This window comes from Psychrobacter pacificensis (assembly GCF_900101915.1).
In the GTDB taxonomy this organism is placed as follows: domain Bacteria; phylum Pseudomonadota; class Gammaproteobacteria; order Pseudomonadales; family Moraxellaceae; genus Psychrobacter; species Psychrobacter pacificensis.
This window is the reverse complement of sequence record NZ_FNAL01000013.1, coordinates 24,663-46,266: the sequence shown is the minus strand read 5'-3', so window position 1 is coordinate 46,266 and position 21,604 is coordinate 24,663. Positions and strand designations below refer to the sequence as shown.

General features: G+C 45.9%; 20 protein-coding genes. 6 read left to right on the top strand and 14 right to left on the bottom strand.

Annotation, left to right across the window (positions count from 1 at the left end):
* Window positions 1-82 precede the first annotated feature (82 nt).
* Window positions 83-1,177, top strand: coding sequence for a hypothetical protein (locus BLR43_RS08935; protein WP_143007425.1), 1,095 nt, complete (start codon window positions 83-85; stop codon window positions 1,175-1,177).
* On the opposite strand, the gene BLR43_RS08930 is transcribed toward BLR43_RS08935, so the two are convergent.
* From BLR43_RS08930 to hutU, 10 genes are all read right to left on the bottom strand, one after another.
* Entirely contained in the window at window positions 1,174-1,833 is a 660-nt protein-coding gene (locus tag BLR43_RS08930) for a class I SAM-dependent methyltransferase (RefSeq protein WP_093070552.1), read from the bottom strand. The two genes, BLR43_RS08935 and BLR43_RS08930, sit on opposite strands and share 4 nt — an antisense overlap.
* A gap of 376 nt (window positions 1,834-2,209) precedes the next feature.
* Window positions 2,210-2,824, bottom strand: coding sequence for a hypothetical protein (locus BLR43_RS08925; protein ID WP_093070549.1), 615 nt, complete (start codon window positions 2,822-2,824; stop codon window positions 2,210-2,212).
* A 67-nt stretch (window positions 2,825-2,891) separates the two neighbouring features.
* Complete coding sequence (locus BLR43_RS08920; protein WP_093070547.1) at window positions 2,892-3,521, bottom strand: hypothetical protein; 630 nt, start codon at window positions 3,519-3,521, stop codon at window positions 2,892-2,894.
* 99 nt (window positions 3,522-3,620) lie between these two features.
* Window positions 3,621-4,370, bottom strand: a complete 750-nt coding sequence (locus tag BLR43_RS08915; protein ID WP_075106833.1) for a PhnD/SsuA/transferrin family substrate-binding protein — start codon at window positions 4,368-4,370, stop codon at window positions 3,621-3,623.
* A 3-nt stretch (window positions 4,371-4,373) separates the two neighbouring features.
* Window positions 4,374-4,868: a PAS domain-containing protein gene (locus tag BLR43_RS08910; protein ID WP_093070544.1), complete on the bottom strand. Its 495-nt coding sequence runs from the start codon at window positions 4,866-4,868 to the stop codon at window positions 4,374-4,376.
* Window positions 4,869-4,951: 83 nt separating this feature from the next.
* The gene (locus tag BLR43_RS08905) at window positions 4,952-5,314 is read right to left on the bottom strand and encodes a roadblock/LC7 domain-containing protein (protein ID WP_071002172.1); all 363 of its coding nucleotides are present in this window, start codon (window positions 5,312-5,314) and stop codon (window positions 4,952-4,954) included.
* 243 nt (window positions 5,315-5,557) lie between these two features.
* Window positions 5,558-6,883 carry an imidazolonepropionase gene (hutI, locus tag BLR43_RS08900; protein ID WP_201587484.1) on the bottom strand — a complete coding sequence of 442 codons (1,326 nt, stop codon included), beginning with the start codon at window positions 6,881-6,883 and terminating at the stop codon, window positions 5,558-5,560.
* A gap of 62 nt (window positions 6,884-6,945) precedes the next feature.
* Window positions 6,946-7,995, bottom strand: coding sequence for a formimidoylglutamase (gene hutG / locus BLR43_RS08895; RefSeq protein WP_227674138.1), 1,050 nt, complete (start codon window positions 7,993-7,995; stop codon window positions 6,946-6,948).
* Between the two features lie 24 nt (window positions 7,996-8,019).
* Entirely contained in the window at window positions 8,020-9,582 is a 1,563-nt protein-coding gene (hutH, locus tag BLR43_RS08890) for a histidine ammonia-lyase (RefSeq protein WP_093070539.1), read from the bottom strand.
* 63 nt (window positions 9,583-9,645) lie between these two features.
* Window positions 9,646-11,358, bottom strand: a complete 1,713-nt coding sequence (gene hutU, locus BLR43_RS08885) for a urocanate hydratase (RefSeq protein WP_093070537.1) — start codon at window positions 11,356-11,358, stop codon at window positions 9,646-9,648.
* Window positions 11,359-11,651: 293 nt separating this feature from the next.
* On the opposite strand from hutU, the gene BLR43_RS08880 reads away from it, so the two are divergent.
* The 4 genes from BLR43_RS08880 (at window position 11,652) to BLR43_RS08865 (ending at window position 15,131) form a co-directional block, all read left to right on the top strand.
* Window positions 11,652-12,395, top strand: a complete 744-nt coding sequence (locus BLR43_RS08880; RefSeq protein WP_093070534.1) for a histidine utilization transcriptional repressor HutC — start codon at window positions 11,652-11,654, stop codon at window positions 12,393-12,395.
* A gap of 342 nt (window positions 12,396-12,737) precedes the next feature.
* Window positions 12,738-13,574, top strand: coding sequence for an amino acid ABC transporter substrate-binding protein (locus tag BLR43_RS08875; RefSeq protein ID WP_093070531.1), 837 nt, complete (start codon window positions 12,738-12,740; stop codon window positions 13,572-13,574).
* Entirely contained in the window at window positions 13,574-14,311 is a 738-nt protein-coding gene (locus BLR43_RS08870) for an amino acid ABC transporter permease (protein ID WP_093070529.1), read from the top strand. Before BLR43_RS08875 ends, BLR43_RS08870 begins: the two co-directional genes overlap by 1 nt.
* A gap of 76 nt (window positions 14,312-14,387) precedes the next feature.
* Window positions 14,388-15,131: an amino acid ABC transporter ATP-binding protein gene (locus tag BLR43_RS08865; RefSeq protein WP_058024436.1), complete on the top strand. Its 744-nt coding sequence runs from the start codon at window positions 14,388-14,390 to the stop codon at window positions 15,129-15,131.
* A 221-nt stretch (window positions 15,132-15,352) separates the two neighbouring features.
* Here BLR43_RS08865 and BLR43_RS08860 read toward each other — a convergent pair whose 3' ends face one another.
* From BLR43_RS08860 to BLR43_RS08845, 4 genes are all read right to left on the bottom strand, one after another.
* Window positions 15,353-16,306: a DMT family transporter gene (locus BLR43_RS08860; RefSeq protein WP_093070526.1), complete on the bottom strand. Its 954-nt coding sequence runs from the start codon at window positions 16,304-16,306 to the stop codon at window positions 15,353-15,355.
* Window positions 16,307-16,528: 222 nt separating this feature from the next.
* On the bottom strand, window positions 16,529-17,176 hold the full coding sequence (locus tag BLR43_RS08855) for an anthranilate synthase component II (protein WP_093070524.1): 648 nt from the start codon (window positions 17,174-17,176) through the stop codon (window positions 16,529-16,531).
* 33 nt (window positions 17,177-17,209) lie between these two features.
* On the bottom strand, window positions 17,210-18,628 hold the full coding sequence (locus tag BLR43_RS08850) for an anthranilate synthase component I family protein (RefSeq protein ID WP_071002163.1): 1,419 nt from the start codon (window positions 18,626-18,628) through the stop codon (window positions 17,210-17,212).
* Between the two features lie 87 nt (window positions 18,629-18,715).
* Window positions 18,716-18,991, bottom strand: a complete 276-nt coding sequence (locus BLR43_RS08845) for a Trp family transcriptional regulator (protein WP_093070521.1) — start codon at window positions 18,989-18,991, stop codon at window positions 18,716-18,718.
* A gap of 514 nt (window positions 18,992-19,505) precedes the next feature.
* Between BLR43_RS08845 and BLR43_RS08840 the strand changes: the two genes are divergently transcribed.
* The gene (locus tag BLR43_RS08840; RefSeq protein ID WP_093070519.1) at window positions 19,506-21,593 is read left to right on the top strand and encodes a TonB-dependent receptor domain-containing protein; all 2,088 of its coding nucleotides are present in this window, start codon (window positions 19,506-19,508) and stop codon (window positions 21,591-21,593) included.
* Window positions 21,594-21,604: the final 11 nt, after the last annotated feature.

The following is a 21,604-nucleotide window of genomic DNA, read 5'->3' as shown; positions in this document are numbered from 1 at the left end:
ATTTACGTAGTCAAACTAACTGGATTTCATATACCCAAACTGATATATAATTATCGATTTATGTATGCAGACTGAGAGTACTATGGAAGATATGCTGTTAGGATTTGAGAATGATATAGCAAATATAATAGAAATATTTAACAAATTTAGAGATAGTATCGGTGATAAACCAGTATCTAAAAGTACTAAAAATCATATTGAAAACTTCATAAAGGCTCTTAATGATTATGAGGTGATTTCAGATAAAGGAAGTATAGAAGAAATTGCCGAGGCTATATTAAATATCTGCTCCAGTGTAACGTCTATTGGTTTGTTTATTGATGATGTAGGTGAGCAGACCAAATCTCATAAGAATGATCTATCAGGTAGTGCCACAGCACTTCGAAAGAAGATAGAAAGCTCATCAATCTTAAAAGTAACTTTGACAGACAAAGCACGTTTAAATGTGTCAAGCGATATGCAAGACTATAGATCTTTTAAGAAAAAATTAAAAGATAATAATGAAAAGATTGAAGAGTTGAATCGTAGAATAAAAAAAGCGCTAGATGAAAGTGAAGTCAAGGCTGATAGTTTAACGAAACAAATAGAGTCTTTAGAAAAGACATATAAAAGTAAAATTGGTGCCATATCGCTAGAATATGAAAAAGAGCTAAAAGCTATTAATGATAAAAATAGTGAGTTGGATACACTTTTGGGTAATGCAGCAGGCAGAGTTATTGTTTCAGAATATGCGCTTAGTGCCGAGCAAGAAAGGAAAGCAGCAAATTGGTTAAGAATATGCTCACTAGTTTGTATGGTACTTATCGTAGCAATAGCCGGCTATTCTTTCTTGGAGTCAATTACTCAAAGCTTTGATCTTTCTAATGCTCTTTTAAGATTAGCGTTAGTCTTTTTGTTGTCAGTTCCAGCTGCTTATTTAGCTCGCGAGTCTACTAAGCATCGTCAACAACAATATACTCATCTTCAAACATCATTGGATTTAAAAGCTATTAATCCCTATATAGCCTCGTTACCTGAAGAAGAGCAACATAAAATAAAGTCAGAAATCGCTCAAAGAATATTCGCACCTAAAGACTTCCAATCTGTCAGTAATGAATCTTATCCAATTAACTCTCAAGAAGTCATCATGGCGCTTATTTCAAAGTTTGGTAACGACAAAGATAAGTCTGCCGATTAACCACTCCGCGAAAACGTCAAAATATGCCCCTTAAACGGCAACGCTAGATAAGTCGTATTTTCAGGTTTGACGTGCTTGCTACTAAAGCAAAACTCGATCATCTTATTGGTTAGCTTGTTTTTACGCCCGCGTCCAGGATCACCTACGATGACTTCACAGGTTGGCAGCGCATGACGTTCGATAAACTCAGCCAATATCCCAATATGTTGGTCTTCGTAGAGCAAGTCACTGCCGATAATGATATCAAACTTGGCAAGGTGGCTGTTATCCTCTGCCCAATCCAAACGCTCAAAATTAATCTCTTTGTTATTATTCAGTGTGGTATTTCTATCAAGGAAATACTCAACGGTCGGATGATAGTCGGTCGCTGTAATGTCAGCTTGTCTATGATTGAGCAGCAAACTTAATAGCGCCATGCCGCAGCCCACCTCCAAAATTCGTTTGTCCGCGATATCGTAATCAAGCATGTGATTGGCCAGCACCAAGCTTGACGGCCAGATTACTCCAAACATCGGCCAAGAAGCAGAGCACATACCCAAGTTTAATGCCTCATCATCAGGATCGCTAAATTGCTGATTGTCACGCAGGGTGCAAACGTCAGTATTGCCAATTTCGATCGTTTGATAGCGCACGCGCACGGTGGTCAGCGAAGTCACAAACTGTCCTAAAAAATAAGCAAAAGTGCAAGGTTTGGCAAAGGTTGCCACTGTCGATGAGGTAGGACGTTGGAATGGGGTATCTAAATCTTAGAAATGGTAGAAAATGAGCGTTTGTAGAAACTATTGTTTTAGAAAAGACTAGGCAGCGCCAAGAAAAGCGTCTTACAACTGTGAGGAGAGTATGACTTAAACGATGACAAGTTATTGTTAAATCTCAGGGTATTGTTATTGCTGGATAAAAGGGCTGGTGAAAGCGGACGGTAAAAGAAGCGCATGAGAGATGTTGAGTGGCTTTTATGCTGGCATGATAGGCTTGTCGTTTATTTTGACAAGCCCATACAAGAGAGGGTTAAAGCTGGCGTGTGCTGCTGAATCAATTTAGAAATTTGAGTCCAGAGGTCTTGAGCGCCCAGACCAGCTCTACAAAGGCGCGACTGTTGGTTAAGGGTTCGCCATCGATGATGAGCACATAACCTGCGCCATCGATCCATAAAAACACAAAGCTGGTTTCAGGTATGAGCAAGTCAACTTGCTGAAAAAACGAGATCGCTTGGCTTTCTACTGCCCAGCCACGCTGCTTTTGGCGCAGCATAAAGCCGGAAAAGTCAGCAGCAGCGACACTGAGCATGTCCGCTTCTTCTTGACTATAACCAATCCGAGCCAGACAAAACCCTTCATCAGAGCCAATTGCGGCACGGCGTTTGCCAGATAAGCTCGCGACTACGTAAGGCAAAAACTGATCCAATGGTAGATTGGGCGCTGGCAATAGCAAAGACAGTTTTTCAATCCAGCCTTGCTCGATAAAGCTTTGTAGCCATATATCAGAATAACGCTGCAACCAATCAGCGGCGAGTAGTGTCTGCCCATAAGACAATAAATCTTGTAGCGCCAACTGCTCGTCAGTCGGCTCATTCTGTGAAAACGCCTCAAAAATACCAGCAGGCGTTAAGGTTAGATAGGTCTTATCGGCATTCAAATAAGAAGACATAGCGGCTACCTTAGCGATGAAAAAGTGGTAAAAAGTGATAGAAGTTAAGTTATAAACGCATGACAGTTTATGATGTCGTGGTAGGCTTGATGGTCTGATCCAAATGCTGTTGGCAGTTATCCCAGCGTTGATCAAATTGCCAATCACTTTTGCCCAAGCTAAACCAAACTAAGGAAAATGCCAGACGATCGTTGCGCGCCGTACAGTAGGCAAAAAACTCATTTTCAATTTGCTCAATGGTGCCCCAGTCGTGGCTAGCACGTGCTTGCATCAACTCGCTTGTGATGTCTTTAGCGATTTCTTTGGCATCATCGCTACTGATGCGCAAGCGTTGTTTTTGCTCATTGAGCGACGGTGATACCAAAACGCTCCAGCGAGTGGCGAGCATACTGTTGCGCTGAATATAGCTTTTTTTATCAATACAATCGCGAAACCCTTGCTTGGCCTCAGGGGTCAAACGGTCTTTGATACGCGTAAACAGATTATTGACATCGTATGGAATGTCAAACCAGCACCCATAGAAAAAGTCTGCTACCGCGCCCTGTAGGGGTTCTTTTTCGGTGAGTAATAAGGCGGCGTTGATGCGCTGCTCATGAAAGTAACGGTTGTTGGATGCCAAAAACACTTTGCGTGAATAAAACCGAAAGACTCGGTGCGCCACTTTCTCGTTTTCTTTGATCAGGTCTGAATCAGACATAATGGTCTCCTTGTGTCATAGCCGTGACGACAACCAGTGCCTCAGGCTATGAGCTCATTCAGCAAAACAACCTCTGATAATATGAGTGTCAATGAGCCATCAATCCAGCAATGTCTGCATCAAATCAATCATAAATTCAGCATCCTCTTCACTCATGGCCTCAAACCCTTCAGGCATACCAAGCTCAGTTAAGGCTTCTTTTCCATCATCATCGCTATGCAAATCCAGGATGGCTTCTATAAAAATTTGCGCATCTGGAAAGTCGTCTTTGATGAGAAGGACGTGGCTTATGTCTGCCAGATCACTTTCAATCAATACTGAGAGCTGAGCTTTGGTCAAGCGTGAGAAGCTGTGAAAAATCTCCGCCAAGAAAAACGCCGCTTGGGCATCGCCTTTGATGACTTTACGAGCAGCTGCTTGATAGGTCTCAGTGATATCCCAGTTGAGGTCAGATTCTTCTATATCGACAGCTTCGAGCAGGCGCAAACCGATCAGCTTGACGTCTCGATTGTCTGCCATCGCAACGGTTGCGCCTTTATGGATATCGTCTAAGTGATTGATGTCGCTATTGGCCGCCGCGGCAATGACCATCTCATCAGATTTGCCAATGGGACGTGCAACTGCACGGTAGCCTTGCTCACGGATGAGGGCAGCGGCATCAAAAGGGTTGGCGTAGATAATTTGAATATCACCTGCCTCAATCAAGGTCTCTTGCTCAGCATGTGAGGCTGGGATATTGAGGTGCATGTTTAGGTTGGCACGCTTTTGAATCAAGGTGTTAAACATATGCCAGCCAGCAAAGCGCTCAGGCGAAAAATCAGGGGCGATTAACATATTGTGTGTCGTCATGATTTAGCCTTCCTCATCTTGTTTCATTTGGGCGTACTGAGCCATTGCCGCTTCGATTTTACTGCGTGATGGCTTACGGCGTACTGAAGTGTATCCTACAGTTTCGCCGCGGCGAACATTGGGCACGACCGTGGCATATACCCAGTAGTGACTGCCGTCTTTGCATAAATTTTTGACATAGCCATGCCATTTTTGTCCAGACTCAGCAGTATCCCACAGGTCTTTGTAAGCGGCTTTTGGCATATCAGGATGACGCAGAATATAGTGCTGTTGACCGATGAGCTCATCGACGTGGTAGCCACTAATCTCGACAAAGGCGTCGTTGACGTGAGTGATAATACCGTCTAAATCGGTACGCGAGACAATGAGCTTACCATCTGGGTAGGGACGCTCTACACCTGTATCATAGACAGTTCGAGAGGTGCCATCATGATAGGTCAGGGTGACTTGCTCAGCAGGCAGGTCAGGCTTGTGTGCATCAGGGATTGGAGAACCCATGGTCATCTCCTTCGTTGGTCGTTATATTTATAATGAGTAAAATCGAGTACATAGGGCACTCGTCAAAAAGCCAAAGCCATCAATCAAATGAGTTTTGCTAGGGCTTCTGAGGCGCGCTTGATGTCCAAGAATATCAAACCAAGCTTGGCATTGGGTTTTGCCATGATAGTGAGTACCGCTTCATCGCCTGATGACGTCATGATTACGTAGCCCATCTCGCCTTGAATCATGATGCGATCGATACTACCGCGTGCCAATTCGCGGCCTGCACGGTCGCCTAATGATAGCAGTGCTGCTGACATCGCACCCACACGATCTTCATCAACGCCAGTTGGTAGAGCTGAGGCAATCATCAGACCATCGTTAGAGATTAGGGCAGATGCTTCAACATCTGCTGATGAGCTGTTTAAGTCTTCCAATATCTGTTGAAATGAATCTGTACGCATATCGCTTTCTCTATACTGTGTGTTAATTTTTATTTATGAACTATAGTTAGCCAAAAATAACCCTGTTTGAAAAAGGGTATTATAAATCCTTACTAAAAATATTGATATAGTAAATCCCTATTTAAACTAAGGTTATGATAAGTTTTTTCTGCTATTTCATAAAACTTGCAATGTAACGACCAAAAAGCCTCCATCATTCAATGATAGGGGCTTTTTTAGTGACGATAAATCAAGGCGTATTCGTTAAGCTTTATCACGCCATTGACCTTGAAACATAGTGCCTGCAATGGGGTTCAGTCCCATCTGATAGGCCAAGTCAGCAGGACGAGCGATATCCCACAGTACCAGATCAGCATCACAGCCCACTTCTGTTTTGCCTTTATTAGATAGACCCAAAGCCTTGGCTGCATAAACGGTTGATCCTGCCAATACTTCTTCAGGCGTGAGGTAAAACAGCGTACAGCCCATATTCATTGCCAACAACAGCGACGTTAACGGTGAGGTACCGGGGTTACAATCGGTTGAAATCGCCATAGGAACTTGATGCTTGCGAAGTGCCTCAATCGGTGGCAGCTTGGTGTCACGCAAGGTATAAAACGCTCCGGGCAATATCACCGCAACCGTGTTGCTAGCAGCCATTTTCTCTATGTCAGTTTCTGATAAATGTTCTAAATGGTCGCTAGATAGCCCTTTGTATTCGGCAACTAAAGCGCTACCGCCGATGTCAGATAACTGCTCAGCGTGTAGTTTGACCGGCAGGTCTAAGGAGCGTGCAACCTCAAAAACGTGTCTAATCTGATCGCTACTAAACGCAATGTTTTCACAAAAGCCATCGACCGCATCAACCAAGCCTTCTGCATGCAGGATTGGTAGCCACTCACAGACTTGCTCGATATAGTCGTCCGCACGGTCCTGCATATGGGACTTATATTCAGGTGGTAAGGCGTGCGCTGCAAGATACGTGGTGCTGACGTGGATGTCGTATTTTTCGCCAAGCTGGCGTGCGACGGTGAGCATTTTGCGCTCAGTATCTAAGTCAAGACCATAACCTGATTTGATTTCGATGCTGGTGACGCCTTCTTTCATCAGCGCAAGTAGGCGCTTTTCACTTTGGGTAAATAGCGATTCAATACTGGCCGTGCGGGTGGCACTCACGGTTGCGACAATACCGCCGCCTTGTGCTGCGATGTCTTGGTAACTGGCCCCTTGCAAACGCGCTTCGAATTCATTGCTGCGGTTGCCACCATAGACAATGTGCGTATGACAATCGATAAGCCCAGGCGTTAGCCATTTGCCATCGGCGTCTGTGATTTGGTTCTCGTGATAATGTGGCAGATGCGTCGTGATTTGCTCTTGTGCCCCAATCCATGCAATCTTGCCGTCTTTAATACCGATAGCCGCGCTCTCTAGCTGACCGTATGGGACGTTATTAGTATCTGAATTTTCATAAAGATTAAAACCATAGTGCGCTGAAAACGTCGCAATATTGGCATTGATAATAAGGTGGTCAAACGATGTCATAGTAGATTCGTCGAGCGTCTGCTCTTTAAAATTTTCTGATTCATTCATAGTATGCTCCTAATAATTGGGAGGCGAGCGATCTTTGTTTGCAAGACCTTTGCTTGTAAGATCTAAGTGACAAGTAAGTGCTGTTCTACAATCGTTGCCAGCAGTCGAGCAGCGACTTTGCAGCTACGACTATCCACATCAAAGGTTGGGTTGATCTCAGCAATATCTGCCATTTTTACTTTGCCTGATGACACAATCAGCTTGACCATACGCTCAACAAAACCAAGCTCAATACCAAAAGCAGCAGGCGCACTGACACCCGGAACGACACTAGAGGGGAGACAGTCCATATCAATAGTGAGATAAATAATATCAACCTGATCTATGAAGCTTTTGACCTGCTCGGCAATGGTGTCCCAAGGCTGATAATGACAGTCTTCATCACTAATAACCTGTACACCCAGTTGCTCAGCGCGATCAAAGAGCGCGGCGGTATTAGAAAAGCGACTGACGCCAATACAGCAATAATGAAAGGGCTGATCGTGTGCGTCAAGATGCTCGGCAATCTGGCGAAACGGTGTACCAGAAGTCGCCACATCAGACTGACGAATATCAAGATGGGCATCGAAATTAATAATCCCGATTGTCGGTGCTGCGGATGTGCTGATAGTTGTATCGTTTGCCTTTTCTAAGGCCTGCCATAATCCCAAAAAGCTACCATAAGCAATGGCATGACCACCGCCAAGCCCGATGGGTAATCCACCTTGCTTGACGATAGTGCTCACTGCATCGGCATATTTGATCTGAGCTTGCTCAAGAATACTGTCGGCAAAGCCATCATTATCATCACAATGAATGTCGCCAGCATCACCCAATAAGGTTGATAATTGGCTATCAAAGCGTTGTTGCAAATCAGCGATGACTGGCAGCGTAGCAAAAGCTCGACGAATCAATGACGGTGCAGCTCTAGCACCCACGCGGCCTTGATTGCGTCTGACGCCTTGATCACAGGCAAAGCCAATTAGCCCAATATGTTGAGCCTCATAAAGCTGAGCAAGCTGATACCAATAACGGGCGCGTGCAGTCTCAAACGGCTCTGCGCGTCCTGTCCACTGAGTCATATCAGCAGGTGTATGGCAAATGGGTATGGTCAAGTTTGTGACTGCCATCATGGCTCTCCTTTTACCAGCCAATGCTTATTTAGACTCGTACCAGTCGCTACGTAGTTCTTGCCAATGCTCAGCAAGTGTACCGTCTAGTACTAACTGCTTGGCCGCTTCGATATCAGGGGCGAGGTAGCGATCTTTATCATAGAACGTCACTTTCTCACGTAGTTTTTGATGTGCCACAGTCAACGGCTCTGATGTCTCAAGTCCGCGATGAAAATCAATACCTTGACCAGCGGCCAATAGCTCAATACCTATGATAGTCGCAGTGTTTTGCGCCATCTCATATAGGCGGCGTGCGCAATAGGTAGCCATGGATACATGGTCTTCTTGGTTGGCAGAAGTCGGGATGCTATCGACGCTACCAGGATGGGCGATAGATTTGTTTTCTGAAGCCAGTGCTGCTGCGGTTACATGCGCAATCATAAAGCCTGAGTTGACCCCAGCGTTATCGACTAGGAATGGTGGCAGACCACCTGACAAAGTTGCATCGATCAGCAAAGCGACACGGCGCTCAGACATCGAGCCAATCTCAGCGATTGCCAATGCTAAAATATCCGCGGCAAAAGCGACTGGCTCAGCATGGAAGTTACCACCTGATATGGCGACCGGACCATCTTCATTATTAAAGATAAGCGGATTGTCTGTTACCGCATTAGATTCGATGAGCAGCGTTTTCCCTGCTTGGTTGATGATATCAAGACAAGCACCCATGACCTGTGGCTGGCAACGTAAGCAATAAGGGTCTTGAACGCGATCATCTTGTTCACCATCGTGCGAGGCGCGGATAGCACTGCCTTTGATCAATTGACGGTGTGCTTTGGCGATCTCTATTTGACCATGATGACCGCGTACTTCGTGAATACGCGCATCAAATGGTGAATCTGAGCCTTTGGCGGCATCAATTGACAGTGAGCCGACGATAGTAGCAGTCTCAAGTAAATCACGCGCTAAGAAATAACCACGTAATGCCAGCGCAGTTGAGACTTGCGTACCGTTGATAAGCGCAAGGCCTTCTTTGGCTGCAAGAGTAATAGGCTCAAGTCCATGCTTTGCTAGGGCATCAGCAGCTGGCACTTTTTTACCAGCGACAAACACATCACCTTCGCCCATCATCGCAAGTGTCATATGTGATAGTGGCGCTAAGTCACCAGAGGCACCAACTGAGCCTTTGGCTGGGATATTTGGGGTGATTTGATTGTTGATTAAACCAAGTAAACTATCTACCACCTCGCGACGTACGCCAGACACACCTTGTGCTAGGCTAGCAACTTTCATCACCATAATCAGGCGCACCACGCCCTCTGGTAGCGCGTCACCCGTACCTACCGAGTGAGAAATGATTAGGTTACGCTGTAGCAGTTCAAGCTGGTCATCACTGATGCGGGTTTTGGCAAGCAGACCAAAGCCGGTATTAATGCCGTAGGCGCTCTTATCACGCTCAATAATGGTTTTGACATTGTTATGCGAGGCGTCAATCGCCTCATACGCACTCTCAGGCAAGCTCAATACCACGGGCTGATCGTAGATGTCGCGTAGCATCTCAAAGCTAAGCTGGCGTGGGTGTAGGGTTAGTTGTTTGATGTTGCTCATAAGGGTAATCCTAGTTGCATAGTCATATAAGTGTTTGTTTTTATAATATTAAGGTAGTTCAAACTATTTGATCATTGGCAGATTTAAACCATAATCTTTCGCTGTCTTAATCGCCAACTCATAACCTGCATCGGCATGACGCATAACGCCTGAGCCGCAGTCATTGACCAATACGCGTGACAAGCGTTTGGCTGCGGCATCTGTACCGTCCGCCACGATGACCATGCCTGAATGCTGCGAGTAGCCCATGCCGACACCGCCGCCATGATGTAGTGATACCCACGTTGCGCCGCCTGCCACGTTTAGCATACCGTTCAACAGTGCCCAATCAGATACCGCATCTGAGCCGTCTTTCATGCTTTCGGTCTCGCGGTTGGGGCTGGCGACCGAGCCCGTGTCGAGGTGGTCACGACCAATCACGATTGGGCCTTTTAGCTCACCGTTTTTGACCATTTCATTAAATGCCAAACCTGCTTTGTCACGCTCGCCCAGACCCAACCAGCAGATACGTGCAGGCAAGCCTTGGAACTGAATACGCTCTTTTGCCATATCGAGCCAGCGATGGATATGCTTGTTTTCAGGGAACAGCTCTTTGATTTTTTGATCGGTCTTATAGATGTCTTCTGGATCACCTGAGAGCGCCACCCAACGGAACGGACCTTTGCCTTGGCAAAACAGCGGACGAATATAAGCAGGGACAAAACCGGGGAAATTAAAGGCATCCTCAACCCCTTCATCGAACGCCACCTGACGGATATTATTACCGTAATCGGTCGCTGGAATATCCATCGCTTGCAAGTCTAAAATCGCTTGGACATGTACGGCACAAGACTCAGCAGCGGCTTTGGTGAGAGCTGCATATTGCTCTGGATCTTCTTGAGCGGACTTCCATTCTTCAACAGTCCAGCCGCTTGGTAGATAGCCATTGATCAGGTCGTGCGCTGAGGTTTGATCGGTCACCAAATCAGGTTTGATGTCTCCTTCACGAGCGCGCTTAACGATTTCAGGCAAGATATCTGCAGCGTTACTAAGTAGCGCGATAGAGATCGCCTCGCCTGCTTTGGTATGCTGCTCAATCAATTCATAAGCATGGTCAAGATCGCGCGCTTGCTTATCGACATAACCCGTGCGCAAACGGAAATCGATGCTTGATTGCTGGCATTCGATGTTCAATGAGGTTGCGCCTGCAAAGGTTGCGGCCAGTGGCTGCGCGCCGCCCATACCGCCAAGACCTGCGGTCAAAATCCAGCGACCTTCCCAGCTGCCATTATAATGCTGACGACCCGCTTCAACAAAAGTCTCGTATGTGCCTTGCACGATGCCTTGCGTACCGATATAAATCCAGCTACCTGCGGTCATCTGTCCGTACATAAATAAGTCTTTGCGATCGAGCTCATTGAAGTGCTCCCACGTTGCCCAGCGTGGTACTAGGTTTGAGTTGGCAATCAATACGCGCGGTGCGTTCTCATGAGTTTGAAACACGCCCACAGGCTTGCCTGATTGTACGAGTAAGGTTTCGTCATCTTCTAATTTTTTTAATGACTCTAGGATTTGATCATAGCTCTCCCAGTTACGCGCGGCGCGTCCGATACCACCGTATACCACAAGACTTTTTGGGTTTTCTGCTACATCAGGATGTAGGTTGTTTTGCAGCATGCGATACGGCGCTTCGGTCAGCCAGCTTTTACAATGTAGTGTGCTGCCTGTAGGCGCAGCGATATCGCGAGACTCATCACGGCGGGTAAGTTTATTGTTGGTTCCGTTTTCAGTAGTCATGGTCATATCCTTGTGGTAGCTCATAGGGCGATAAAATAATCAGAGTAAATGTTTTATAGGCAGTCTATAAAGGCATCGAAATATAGAGTAGCTAGATCAAGATTTTTAGACTTGCTATAAGTTGTATATACAAATTATCAAAGATACTTTTTTCATGCAAGGATTTTTGATAAGAATTAGAATTAATGAAAAAAAAGAGCATAACTGATAGAGTGATATGAATAAAAGTTCGCATGATTGTCGTGATATTATGGCGCTACTCTTATTAGCGGAACTGACGGTTTAAAACGAATATGACAAAAACGATTCCGGCGTATCAGCGGATTAAAAATGCGATATTAGACAATATTCACTCTGGCAAATGGCAAGCGGGCAGTGCGATCTCTACAGAAATGGCACTGGCGACAGAGTTTGGTGTCTCACGGATGACGGTGAATCGCGCGCTCAAAGAGCTAAGCGAAGAGCGTGTATTGGAGCGGCGTCAAGGCTCAGGAACCTTTGTCGCGCAGCAGCAATTCAACCATACCTTTGTAGAAGTGCGTAATATCGCAGAGGATCTCAAATCTGCCAATCGCGATTATGAAGCAAAAGTGGTGAGTAAGCGCGCGGTGACTGCTGCTATGCTCGATGATGAGTTGCGCCGTAAGTTTGGTATTGATGAAATGGCTACCGTGACTCATACAGACGCTAGTGATGCACCGATTTTATATGAGGTGAAAATCATTCACGTTGCAGATGGTCAGCCCATACAATTCGAAGAGCGCTGGGTTGATGCCAAAAAAGTGCCACATTTTATTGATCAGGATTTTACCGTGGTCAATACCAGTGATTATTTGGTTGCCAAAATACCGCTAGAGAGTGGCAGCTACACCATACGTGCGCTTGCAGCACCAAACGAGGTGGCAGATGCGTTGCAGATTGCGCCGCAGTCGCCGACATTGGTATTGCGTCGCCAGACTTATTCAGCCGGTCAAGTCGTCACCTTTGTCAAGATGTGGCATGCTGGTGATCGCTATCAATTCTCAGGTGAGTTGTAGTTTTGCGCTAATGGCGGTCATTACCTGACGCACGCTCACGGAGTTTGTACGCTTTTTTATCTAAAGTAAGATATTATATTTATGAGCAGCGATTGATCCAGTAGCAACTATGAACGTCTGATCGGCTGCCTATTGAATGATCATACGCTATAAAAATTCGAAAATAACAGGGTCGCAGCATTGAAAAATATGCTGACTAACCTCAAATCGAGCAACCAAAGCCGAATGTTGCAGGGCGATTATTATATTGCCCTTTTGTATCGGCTTTTCCCTATTTATTGGCGCTAACTGTTTTCATGTAAACCCTTTTATCTCATTCATCTACTTTTATAAGGACGTCTTATGAAACGTCGTACTCTTTTAGCCCTTGCTGCTAGTACTGTGTTACTTGCCGCTTGTGGTCAGTCTAATACTAATGAAGCTGACACTACTGCCACTGACACCACCTCGACTGGCGGTTCTGATTTGCTGCAACGTATCAATAACGGCGGCACCATTAACGTCGGTACAGAGGGTACATATCCTCCATTTACCTATCATGATGAGAGTGGCAAGCTGACAGGCTATGACGTCGAAGTGACGCGTGCGGTCGCTGACAAGCTAGGCGTAGACGTTGAGTTTAAAGAGACTCAGTGGGATGCGATGCTAGCAGGTTTGGATTCAAAACGCTTTGATATGGTGGCCAACCAAGTCAGCTTAACGACGCCTGAGCGTCAAGCTAAATATGACAAATCTATGGCTTATAGCTGGTCAGGCGCGGTTGCATTGGCACCGACTGATGACAACCGTTATAGCTCTTGGGATGGCCTAAAAGGCTTACGTACGGCTCAATCACTCAGCAGTAACTACGGCGAGCTGGCAGAAAAATACGGCGCAGAAATCGTCCCTGTCGATGGTATGGCACAAGCGATTCAATTGGTGAAGCAAGACCGCGCTGACTTTACAATGAATGACAATCTAGCCGTGCTTGATTATCTCAAAAAATTCCCAGATTCTGATCTTGAGATCAAACTGACAGCCCCACCAAGTGAACAAACAGGCTCAGGTCTCGTGCTTATCAAAGGCAACGATGAAGTGGTGGCAAAATTGGATGAAGCAATGGCCGCACTCGCCGCTGATGGTACACTCACCAAGCTTAGCGAAGAGTTCTTTGGTGCTGATGTAAGTCAGCAGAAGTAATGTTGGCTTCTATCACGTCTGTGCTTGCAGAACTATTGGCATTATTGCCATTTATAAGTCCTGATCGGGCGCAGATCGTCATCTCGTCGTTTTGGCCAATGCTCAAAGGCGGTATCTATTATTCGATACCGCTGGCGCTGATATCGTTTTCTATCGGTATGGCCATTGCCCTGACCGTCGCATTGATTCGAATCGTACCGCGTACTGGTTGGTTCCATGAGATTATTTATCGATTGGCTCGTATCTATGTATCCGCGATTCGTGGTACACCGATGCTGGTTCAGCTGTTTATTATTTTCTACGGTTTACCAAGTGTAGGCGTCAAGCTCGATCCGTTTCCTTCAGCGATCATTGCATTCTCGCTCAATATTGGTGCGTATGCATCAGAGACGGTGCGTGCCTCGATTTTGTCGATTCCAAAAGGGCAATGGGAAGCGGGTTCAACGGTCGGCTTGACGTATCTACAGACATTTCGTCATGTGATTTTACCGCAAGCGCTGCGCGTGTCAGTGCCGCCATTGTCTAATACCTTTATCAGTCTAGTAAAAGACACTTCACTTGCATCACTGGTATTGGTCACTGAGCTGTTTAAACAAGCGCAGATCATCACAGCACGTAACTATGAATTTATGCTGGTGTATACCGAAGCGGCGATTATTTATTGGGGTATCTGTCTGTTCTTGACCTTTATCCAAGGCAAGCTTGAGACTCGATTAGACCGTTACGTGGCAAAGTAAGTCATAGCTGAGCTGCTTGACAAGAGCGCTTAGCAACCGACCATCGTACATATAGACCAGCACAACAGGAATTTTTATGATCAAAGTCACTAATATTCATAAAGCCTTTGGTGGCAATCAGGTGCTAAAAGGCATCGACTTGACCATCAATAAAGGTAAGGTGGTCGTCATATTAGGACCTTCAGGATCGGGTAAAACCACGTTTTTGCGCTGTCTCAATGCGCTGGAGATTCCTGATAAAGGTGTCATTGCATTTGATGATGACAGCTTAAAAGTTGACTTTGCGACTAAGCCAAGCAAAAAAACGCTGCTCGCTTTGCAGCGCAAATCAGGTATGGTGTTTCAGTCTTATAATTTGTTTCCGCACAAGACTGCGATCGAAAATCTCATGCTCGGCCCGACAGTGGTACAAGGTAAAAACAAGGCTGAGATGCGTAAAGACGCGCTGGTATTGCTTGAAAAAGTCGGACTGGCGGACAAAGCTGAGCTGTACCCGTTCCAGCTATCTGGTGGTCAGCAGCAGCGTATTGGCATCGCCCGTGCGCTCGCGATTGAGCCTTCATTGTTATTGTTTGATGAGCCAACGTCCGCGCTTGATCCAGAGCTGGTACAAGATGTGCTTGAGACGATGAAGCAGTTGGCGTCAGAAGGCTGGACGATGGTCGTGGTCACTCACGAAATCAATTTTGCCCGTGACGTTGCCGACCACGTGGTCTTGATCGAAGACGGCGTTGTCGTCGAAGAGGGCAGCGCTAAGCAGTTATTTGAAGACTCAACGCATCCGCGTACGCAGGCATTTTTGCAGCGTATCGAGCAGTAAGCGATTTATATCGTTGCAATATGTTTAGTTAGAAAGAAGCCCATTGAGGGCTTTTTTTGTGTCTATAATTTGAGTTTGACGGTTTGGGATAAATTTTACGTAGTCTCTGTCAGCGGAGATACAGCAAGCGAGAAAAATACCTTTTAATAAAGTTTATCTATTGCGTCGTTTTTTAATCCAAATTTGGTTATCGCACCCTGCCAGACAACCAAATAACAAGGCTAGACCGTTTGCCGTCTTTTAAGCCAGCGAGGGACGCGCGTGGTTGTGCCATTAACCACTGCATTTAACAACGCCGCCAGCAAAATCAGCGTTACGCCCAGATATTGAATCCAAGACAGAGCTTGATGTAGCAGTATCATTGCCAGCGCAATCGCCGTCAACGGCTCAAAAATGGTAAAAACAGAAGCACGCGAGGCAGGCAGCTTCTCTAATGCTTTCATATACAGGCCAAAGGGCACGACTGTACCCAAGAGCGACAGCCCTAACACATAGCCCCAAGTCAGTAGTGGTAACGACATTAGCTGCTCATAGGTGTGATACGTTTCGGGTAGTAGTAGCAGCCCGCACGCGCTGATGATCACAGAGGTAAAAAACACCAAAGGAGCTGGATGCGCGTCATGCATCGCGCGCTTGCCGAGCACGCCGTATAAGGAGTAGCACATCCCTGCTGCCAACCCGAGCAAAACACCCCAATTGACCTCTGCTTGCTCACCCAGCATCGTCAACCCAACCCCAAAAACCGCCATGAATGCCAGCGCGATAGATTTTCGCGTAATGGACTCACTGAGCAAAAACTTTGAGAATAGCAGGCTAAACACAGGCGCGGTATACAGCAGGGCTACCGCAGGGCCCGCACCAACATAACTGACAGCAAAAAAATAGCAGACGGACATCCCCAGCACACCAATCAAGGACTGAAGTGCCAACCCAAACCACTGCTTGGGTCGTAGTTTGATCAGCTGTGGCCATAGGGTCGGTAGCATGGCTAAGATAATCACTGCTGCCGTCACAATGCGTAATATCGTGACTTGCCAACCACTAAAGCCCATTTGATTGAGGTAGGTTGAGAATATTCCAAGCGTCCCCCAGCAGGTTGCCGCGGTGATGATTTGGACAATGCCTATCCATGACTGATGCGAGTGTATCGCCGCTGTGCTTTCAAGATTTGCCATACTGAGTTCTTCTTACGATCTAAATGACATTGGGCTATTGCCAGAGTGCCTGTGATGTAAAGGCACCAAGCCATATTGCAATAAGAAAAGACAACCGGTTCAAGGGCTGTCTTTTGTTTGTTCTTTTAGTCTATCATTAAAAGATTATAAACTGCTACTAGGGCGTGGTCTAAATTCAATCGACTATTATTTAAAATGGAAGACGTGGCTGGATAGTAGCATTTACACCTGCAGTAAAAAATTACTCAGCAAACGCTTAGCGCCTTCAGTGGCAAACGATTCTGGGTGAAATTGCACGCCTTGAATTGGATAGTCTTTGTGCTTTAGTCCCATAATTTCATCGCCCGTCAGCGCAGATTCATCAAAGCTTAATGTCGCTCGCTCGTCATTGGCGACGACTGAGGTAATCTGCAAGCAGTCGGGTAGAGTGTCGGCTTTGACCACCAGTGAGTGATAGCGCATGATTTCAAGCGCTTGCGGCAAGCCCTGATAGATACCCTTACCATCATGGCGAATCGATGAGACCTTGCCATGCATCGGCACACTAGCGCGTATCACATCGCCGCCGAACACATGCGCGATACCTTGCATACCGAGGCACACGCCCAGTAGTGGCACAGTTTTGCCCAGTTTCTCGATGACCTCGCTACATATACCAAAATAGGCAGGATCATCAGGGGAGCCAGGGCCAGGTGAAATGATGATTCTATCCAGATTCATTGCTTCTACCTCTGCGAGGGTAATCTCATTATTGCGCTTCACGGTGACGCTGGTTTCTTTATCATCGCTCAAGGTTTGCAAAATCTCGCCGACATATTGGTACAGATTGAAGGTAAACGAGTCGTAGTTATCGATAATTAAAACATTCATGGGTCATAAACTCTTTGATAAAAATAGGGGTAACTATGGTTGCATAAAGCTGTCTAATACGACTTTCATCGCCGACAGCTTACGCTGAATCTCTAGATACTCATCCGCTGGGTTTGAGTCATAGACATTGCCGCCGCACGTTTGCGCGTAGGCTGACTCGCCGCTGATAAACAGGCTACGAATTGGAATGGCAAAGATGCAATCACCATTGAAGTTAAATGAACCCAGCGCGCCGCCATACGCGCCGCGACCATCTGGTTCAAGCTCGTTAATCACCTTAATAGCCTCTACCTTAGGAGCGCCTGATAACGTACCAGCGGGGAAGTTGCTGGCAAGGGCACTGAACATATCTTCGTCAGGGTGCAGGATGCCGACGATCTCAGAGGAAATATGCTGTACGTGCGAGAAGCGCTTGATGTCCATCAAACTACGCACTTTTACCGTGCCAAATCGCGCCACTCGGCCAATATCATTACGATGCAAATCAACCAGCATATTGTGCTCGGCAATTTCTTTGTCATCGTTGAGTAGGGCGCGAGCAAGTTTGCGATCTTCTGCTACATCGACGCCACGCTTGGCAGTACCTGCGAGTGGGTAAGTTTCCATCTCGCCTTGACGCAAGCGAAACAGTAGCTCAGGGGAAGCACCAATAATGCACTGCTGAGCAAATTTCATAAAATACATGTGCGGCGAGGGGTTCACGGTACGCAATTTTTCGTAGATGGGCATTTTGTCGCCAGCAATACGATATTTGGACTTAAACCCAACCTCACACTGAAAGATACGACCAGAGATGATGTCTTCTTTGACCTGCATCACTACCTTGGCATGCTCCTCTTGACTCATACCATCGCCCAAAAATTCAACGGTGGGCGCTTCGTAGCTGGGAACTGGCTCATCAAGTAGGGCTTTGATTTGCTCGATACGATTATTCTGCTGAGCGGTTGGATAATAAAAGTAGAAAATCTCACCCGTCATTTTATCGAGCGTCAATCCATCTAAATAGACGCCAAATTTAAATGGCTCAAAGTCGTCACTGGCTTTGGCTGTCAGGCTTGGCTCAAAAAAATTGACGCAGTCATAGCCCAAATAACCAACGAGACCGCCACTTTGATCACGGGCAATGACGTGCTGCGGCGTGATGGCGCGGAGCAATTGATAAGGATTGTCAGTTTGATAACGAGTCGTTTCAGCCGTTTTATTGTCCGTGATAGCGAGCGTATTACGGTCAATAGCAGCGATGGTGGTCACAGGATCAAAGCCGATGGCATGGTGGCGTGAGATGTGACTGTCTTCGCCCAATGATTCGAGCAAATAACAGGTGTCAAAAGCGCTCTCGATACGTTTGAATAATGCAAAAAAATCGATATCTTGCGTGAGCTTGATACGTTGTGGTTTGCTCGGGATATCGATAGGTGCAGGTTGGATATGTATGGGCGTACTAGCAGTCATAATAAAGTCCAAAATGGTTCAAATATGTGTCAATCAACAATTAATAAAGTAATGAGGAAAAGGGTAAACGGTATTGGGATCGGTGGTTTAAGACCGTTCTCTATGAGTCGCAAGTAATGCACTCACATCATGGCTGTGCATGGCTCTAGCACCGCGAGAGACAGTAGCAATACCAACGCCTAGTTGCTCAGAGATGTCACGCTGCGTGATACCTCGATCAAGCAAGTCAAAGATACGAATGCGGTTAGCAATATCATGCTGCTCTTTATCTGTCAGCAGGGCACTGAGTAGCTTTTCAATCTCTGTGCTATCAGTACAGTTTGCCAGATGACTCAGTAAGCTGTGATAAGGGTCGGTACTCATAATTTATCGTCTTATAATCAGTCGTCTTAATCAAAAATAGCCAGGATAACCATGATATTTTTGGCTTGTATCAGCATTCTAGTACAGTAGTACAAGAAATACAAGTGATGAGCTAAGTTAATAGCAGGCTGCTATAGACGTGATGATAGAAGTGATGATTTTTAAGCTTTGTTTATATAGATTCAACTCGTGGCCAGCATCATATTCGATAGCATATTTATAGTTAGTACCAAGCGTTGCTGCGTTGTATTGCTACGTCCACCTGGCGTACTAAGTACTAGAATTGAGAATGTATGATATTAATTATTGCCAAATTGTTAATACTTAGTTATTATGCCTCTCATTATTTAAACGCTAATCATTATCATTAGTATTAATAGTGTTATTTGCACGACATGATTGAGTGTTTTTAAGGTAATGAATCTTCTGATAGGCGTTATTTTCAGGACTATTCGATGATAGGTTTTAAAAATAATTCTAATTTTTGACAGTAAATAAAGTGAGTAGATGTGTTATGCGCGAAGTAAAGTTATCTAGCAGATTGACTGTGCTATCTATGGGTGTAGCAGCGGCATTGTGTGCACAAGCTGCCAGTGCTGCAACGGCAGCAGATATGCCAAATACGACGTTGCAAACGATTACCGTGACAGCAAATAGCTCTGTCCGCGATAGTGTACAAGAAGACTCTGTCTATATAGATGACTATACGCCAGCAGCTCAAGCAAGCCATCTGAGCGATTTTCTGGACGTCGTACCGGGGGTAAGCGTAGGCGGTACCTCATCAGTCAACCAACGTATTCGTGTACGTGGTCTTGATGATACCAATCTAAAAGTAACGATTGATGGCGCACGTCAAGAAGGCGCGTTGTTCTACCATATGGGTGATGTCACGATTGATCCAGATCTGCTAAAACAAGCAGAGGTGTCAGTGGGCAATAACTCAGTGACGCTCGGTAATGATGCTATCGGCGGTGCGGTTGCTTTTGAGACAGTCGACGCGGCAGATTTACTTAAGCCTGGTCAAAAAGTAGGTGCTAAGCTGCATGCAGGCTACGGCAGCAACAATGATGAACTGCTAACCTCAGCTACTGTATATGGTGCGCCAACAGAAAATGTTGATTTACTGGCTTATTATGGCAAACGTGATGCTAATGCTGGTGAAGATGGTAAAGGCCGTAAAATCCAAACGGAAGATAGCGAAGGCGAAAACATCTTATTAAAAGCGGGTGCGTATGTCGGTAGTGATCATCATGTAGGCGCTAGCTTTAGCCGTACCGAAAACAAAGGTAAGTTCCCATTACGTCCAGATTTTCCTGCTGGTGGCTGGAACCCAATCATCCCGCAGGAAGTCAAACGCGATACCTATGCGCTTGACTACGCATACAGTCCTGCCAACCAGTTGGTCAATGTAGACGCCAATGTATATCAGACCAGCACGCAGATTTTGCGTAACTCTGATGGCGTACCTGGGTTTGAGTTTGATGCGGAAGTCAAAACCACAGGCGGCAAAATACAGAACACCAGTATCGTTGATAGCAATATTATCAATGGTTTGCCAGGGACTCATAAGTTAATCGCTGGGGTTGAGCATTACAAAAAAGAATCTGAGATGACACGTGATTTTGGCAAAGCGAGCACTGATGAGGCAACCAATACCTCAGTCTATCTAGAAGACCAATGGCAAATGGGTAAGCTTAGTTTAACGCCAGGCGTCCGTTATGACCGTTATGAATCTCCAGAGTACGTATCGGCTGGCAAGACTTACGACAATGTCGTTGGCGCATTGGCCGCCAGCTATGAGATTGCACCGCGTACCCAGCTATTTGCGAGCTATACGCAGTTATTTAATGGCCCAGATCTTAGCCAAACGATCTTTAATTCCGACGGTGTTGATACCTATGTGAACAATGACCTAAAAGCAGAAGAAGGTGACAATGCAGAAATCGGTATTGCGACAACGCTGCGTGGTTTGACCATGGCTGATGACTCTTTAAAACTGAGCGCTAAGTACTTTGAAACCAATATCGAAAACTATATTGAGTTCGTACGTGCAGGTGGCAGTAGAACTGGTATGAATTGTACCACTGGGCAACTAGGTACAAGTGCTGCCCCTGAAGCCTGCCAAGGTGTCATCAACAATGACGAAGATTTTAAGATCAAAGGCGTAGAGTTATCAGCTGATTATCGCGCAGATAATTTCAACATGGGTCTAAGCTATGCTCGTGCACGTAGCAAAGGCGAAGATACGGGTTACAATATCTCTTCTGTCAGCGGCAGTGGCTCAGAGTCTGGTGACAAGTACATGGTCAATCTTGGTTACGCTCCAACCAGCACCACCGAGCTTGGCTGGCGCAGTACTTATGTCGCCGATGTGACACCAAATACCGCCGGTGATGACAACGAAAAACCAGGCTATGACGTGCATGATATCTTTATGACTTATGCACCAACTCAAATCGAAGGTCTAAAGGCCACGCTAGGTGTCTACAATATCTTTGATGAGACTTATGCAAGTCATGCATCTCGCAACTCTATCGATGATGCCTATACTGATTTTGAGATGGGACGTAATATCAAAACGTCTTTAACGTATCAGTTCTAATATAGCTTATC

What these genes read in the sequence shown, in the direction of transcription:
- BLR43_RS08935 (WP_143007425.1), top strand. Translation starts at nt 83, where the DNA reads ATGGAAGATATGCTGTTAGGATTTGAGAATGATATAGCAAATATAATA.
- BLR43_RS08925 (WP_093070549.1), bottom strand. Translation starts at nt 2,824, where the DNA reads ATGTCTTCTTATTTGAATGCCGATAAGACCTATCTAACCTTAACGCCT.
- BLR43_RS08920 (WP_093070547.1), bottom strand. Translation starts at nt 3,521, where the DNA reads ATGTCTGATTCAGACCTGATCAAAGAAAACGAGAAAGTGGCGCACCGA.
- BLR43_RS08915 (WP_075106833.1), bottom strand. Translation starts at nt 4,370, where the DNA reads ATGACGACACACAATATGTTAATCGCCCCTGATTTTTCGCCTGAGCGC.
- BLR43_RS08910 (WP_093070544.1), bottom strand. Translation starts at nt 4,868, where the DNA reads ATGGGTTCTCCAATCCCTGATGCACACAAGCCTGACCTGCCTGCTGAG.
- BLR43_RS08905 (WP_071002172.1), bottom strand. Translation starts at nt 5,314, where the DNA reads ATGCGTACAGATTCATTTCAACAGATATTGGAAGACTTAAACAGCTCA.
- hutI (WP_201587484.1), bottom strand. Translation starts at nt 6,883, where the DNA reads ATGAATGAATCAGAAAATTTTAAAGAGCAGACGCTCGACGAATCTACT.
- hutG (WP_227674138.1), bottom strand. Translation starts at nt 7,995, where the DNA reads ATGATGGCAGTCACAAACTTGACCATACCCATTTGCCATACACCTGCT.
- hutH (WP_093070539.1), bottom strand. Translation starts at nt 9,582, where the DNA reads ATGAGCAACATCAAACAACTAACCCTACACCCACGCCAGCTTAGCTTT.
- hutU (WP_093070537.1), bottom strand. Translation starts at nt 11,358, where the DNA reads ATGACTACTGAAAACGGAACCAACAATAAACTTACCCGCCGTGATGAG.
- BLR43_RS08880 (WP_093070534.1), top strand. Translation starts at nt 11,652, where the DNA reads ATGACAAAAACGATTCCGGCGTATCAGCGGATTAAAAATGCGATATTA.
- BLR43_RS08875 (WP_093070531.1), top strand. Translation starts at nt 12,738, where the DNA reads ATGAAACGTCGTACTCTTTTAGCCCTTGCTGCTAGTACTGTGTTACTT.
- BLR43_RS08870 (WP_093070529.1), top strand. Translation starts at nt 13,574, where the DNA reads ATGTTGGCTTCTATCACGTCTGTGCTTGCAGAACTATTGGCATTATTG.
- BLR43_RS08865 (WP_058024436.1), top strand. Translation starts at nt 14,388, where the DNA reads ATGATCAAAGTCACTAATATTCATAAAGCCTTTGGTGGCAATCAGGTG.
- BLR43_RS08860 (WP_093070526.1), bottom strand. Translation starts at nt 16,306, where the DNA reads ATGGCAAATCTTGAAAGCACAGCGGCGATACACTCGCATCAGTCATGG.
- BLR43_RS08855 (WP_093070524.1), bottom strand. Translation starts at nt 17,176, where the DNA reads ATGAATGTTTTAATTATCGATAACTACGACTCGTTTACCTTCAATCTG.
- BLR43_RS08850 (WP_071002163.1), bottom strand. Translation starts at nt 18,628, where the DNA reads ATGACTGCTAGTACGCCCATACATATCCAACCTGCACCTATCGATATC.
- BLR43_RS08845 (WP_093070521.1), bottom strand. Translation starts at nt 18,991, where the DNA reads ATGAGTACCGACCCTTATCACAGCTTACTGAGTCATCTGGCAAACTGT.
- BLR43_RS08840 (WP_093070519.1), top strand. Translation starts at nt 19,506, where the DNA reads ATGCGCGAAGTAAAGTTATCTAGCAGATTGACTGTGCTATCTATGGGT.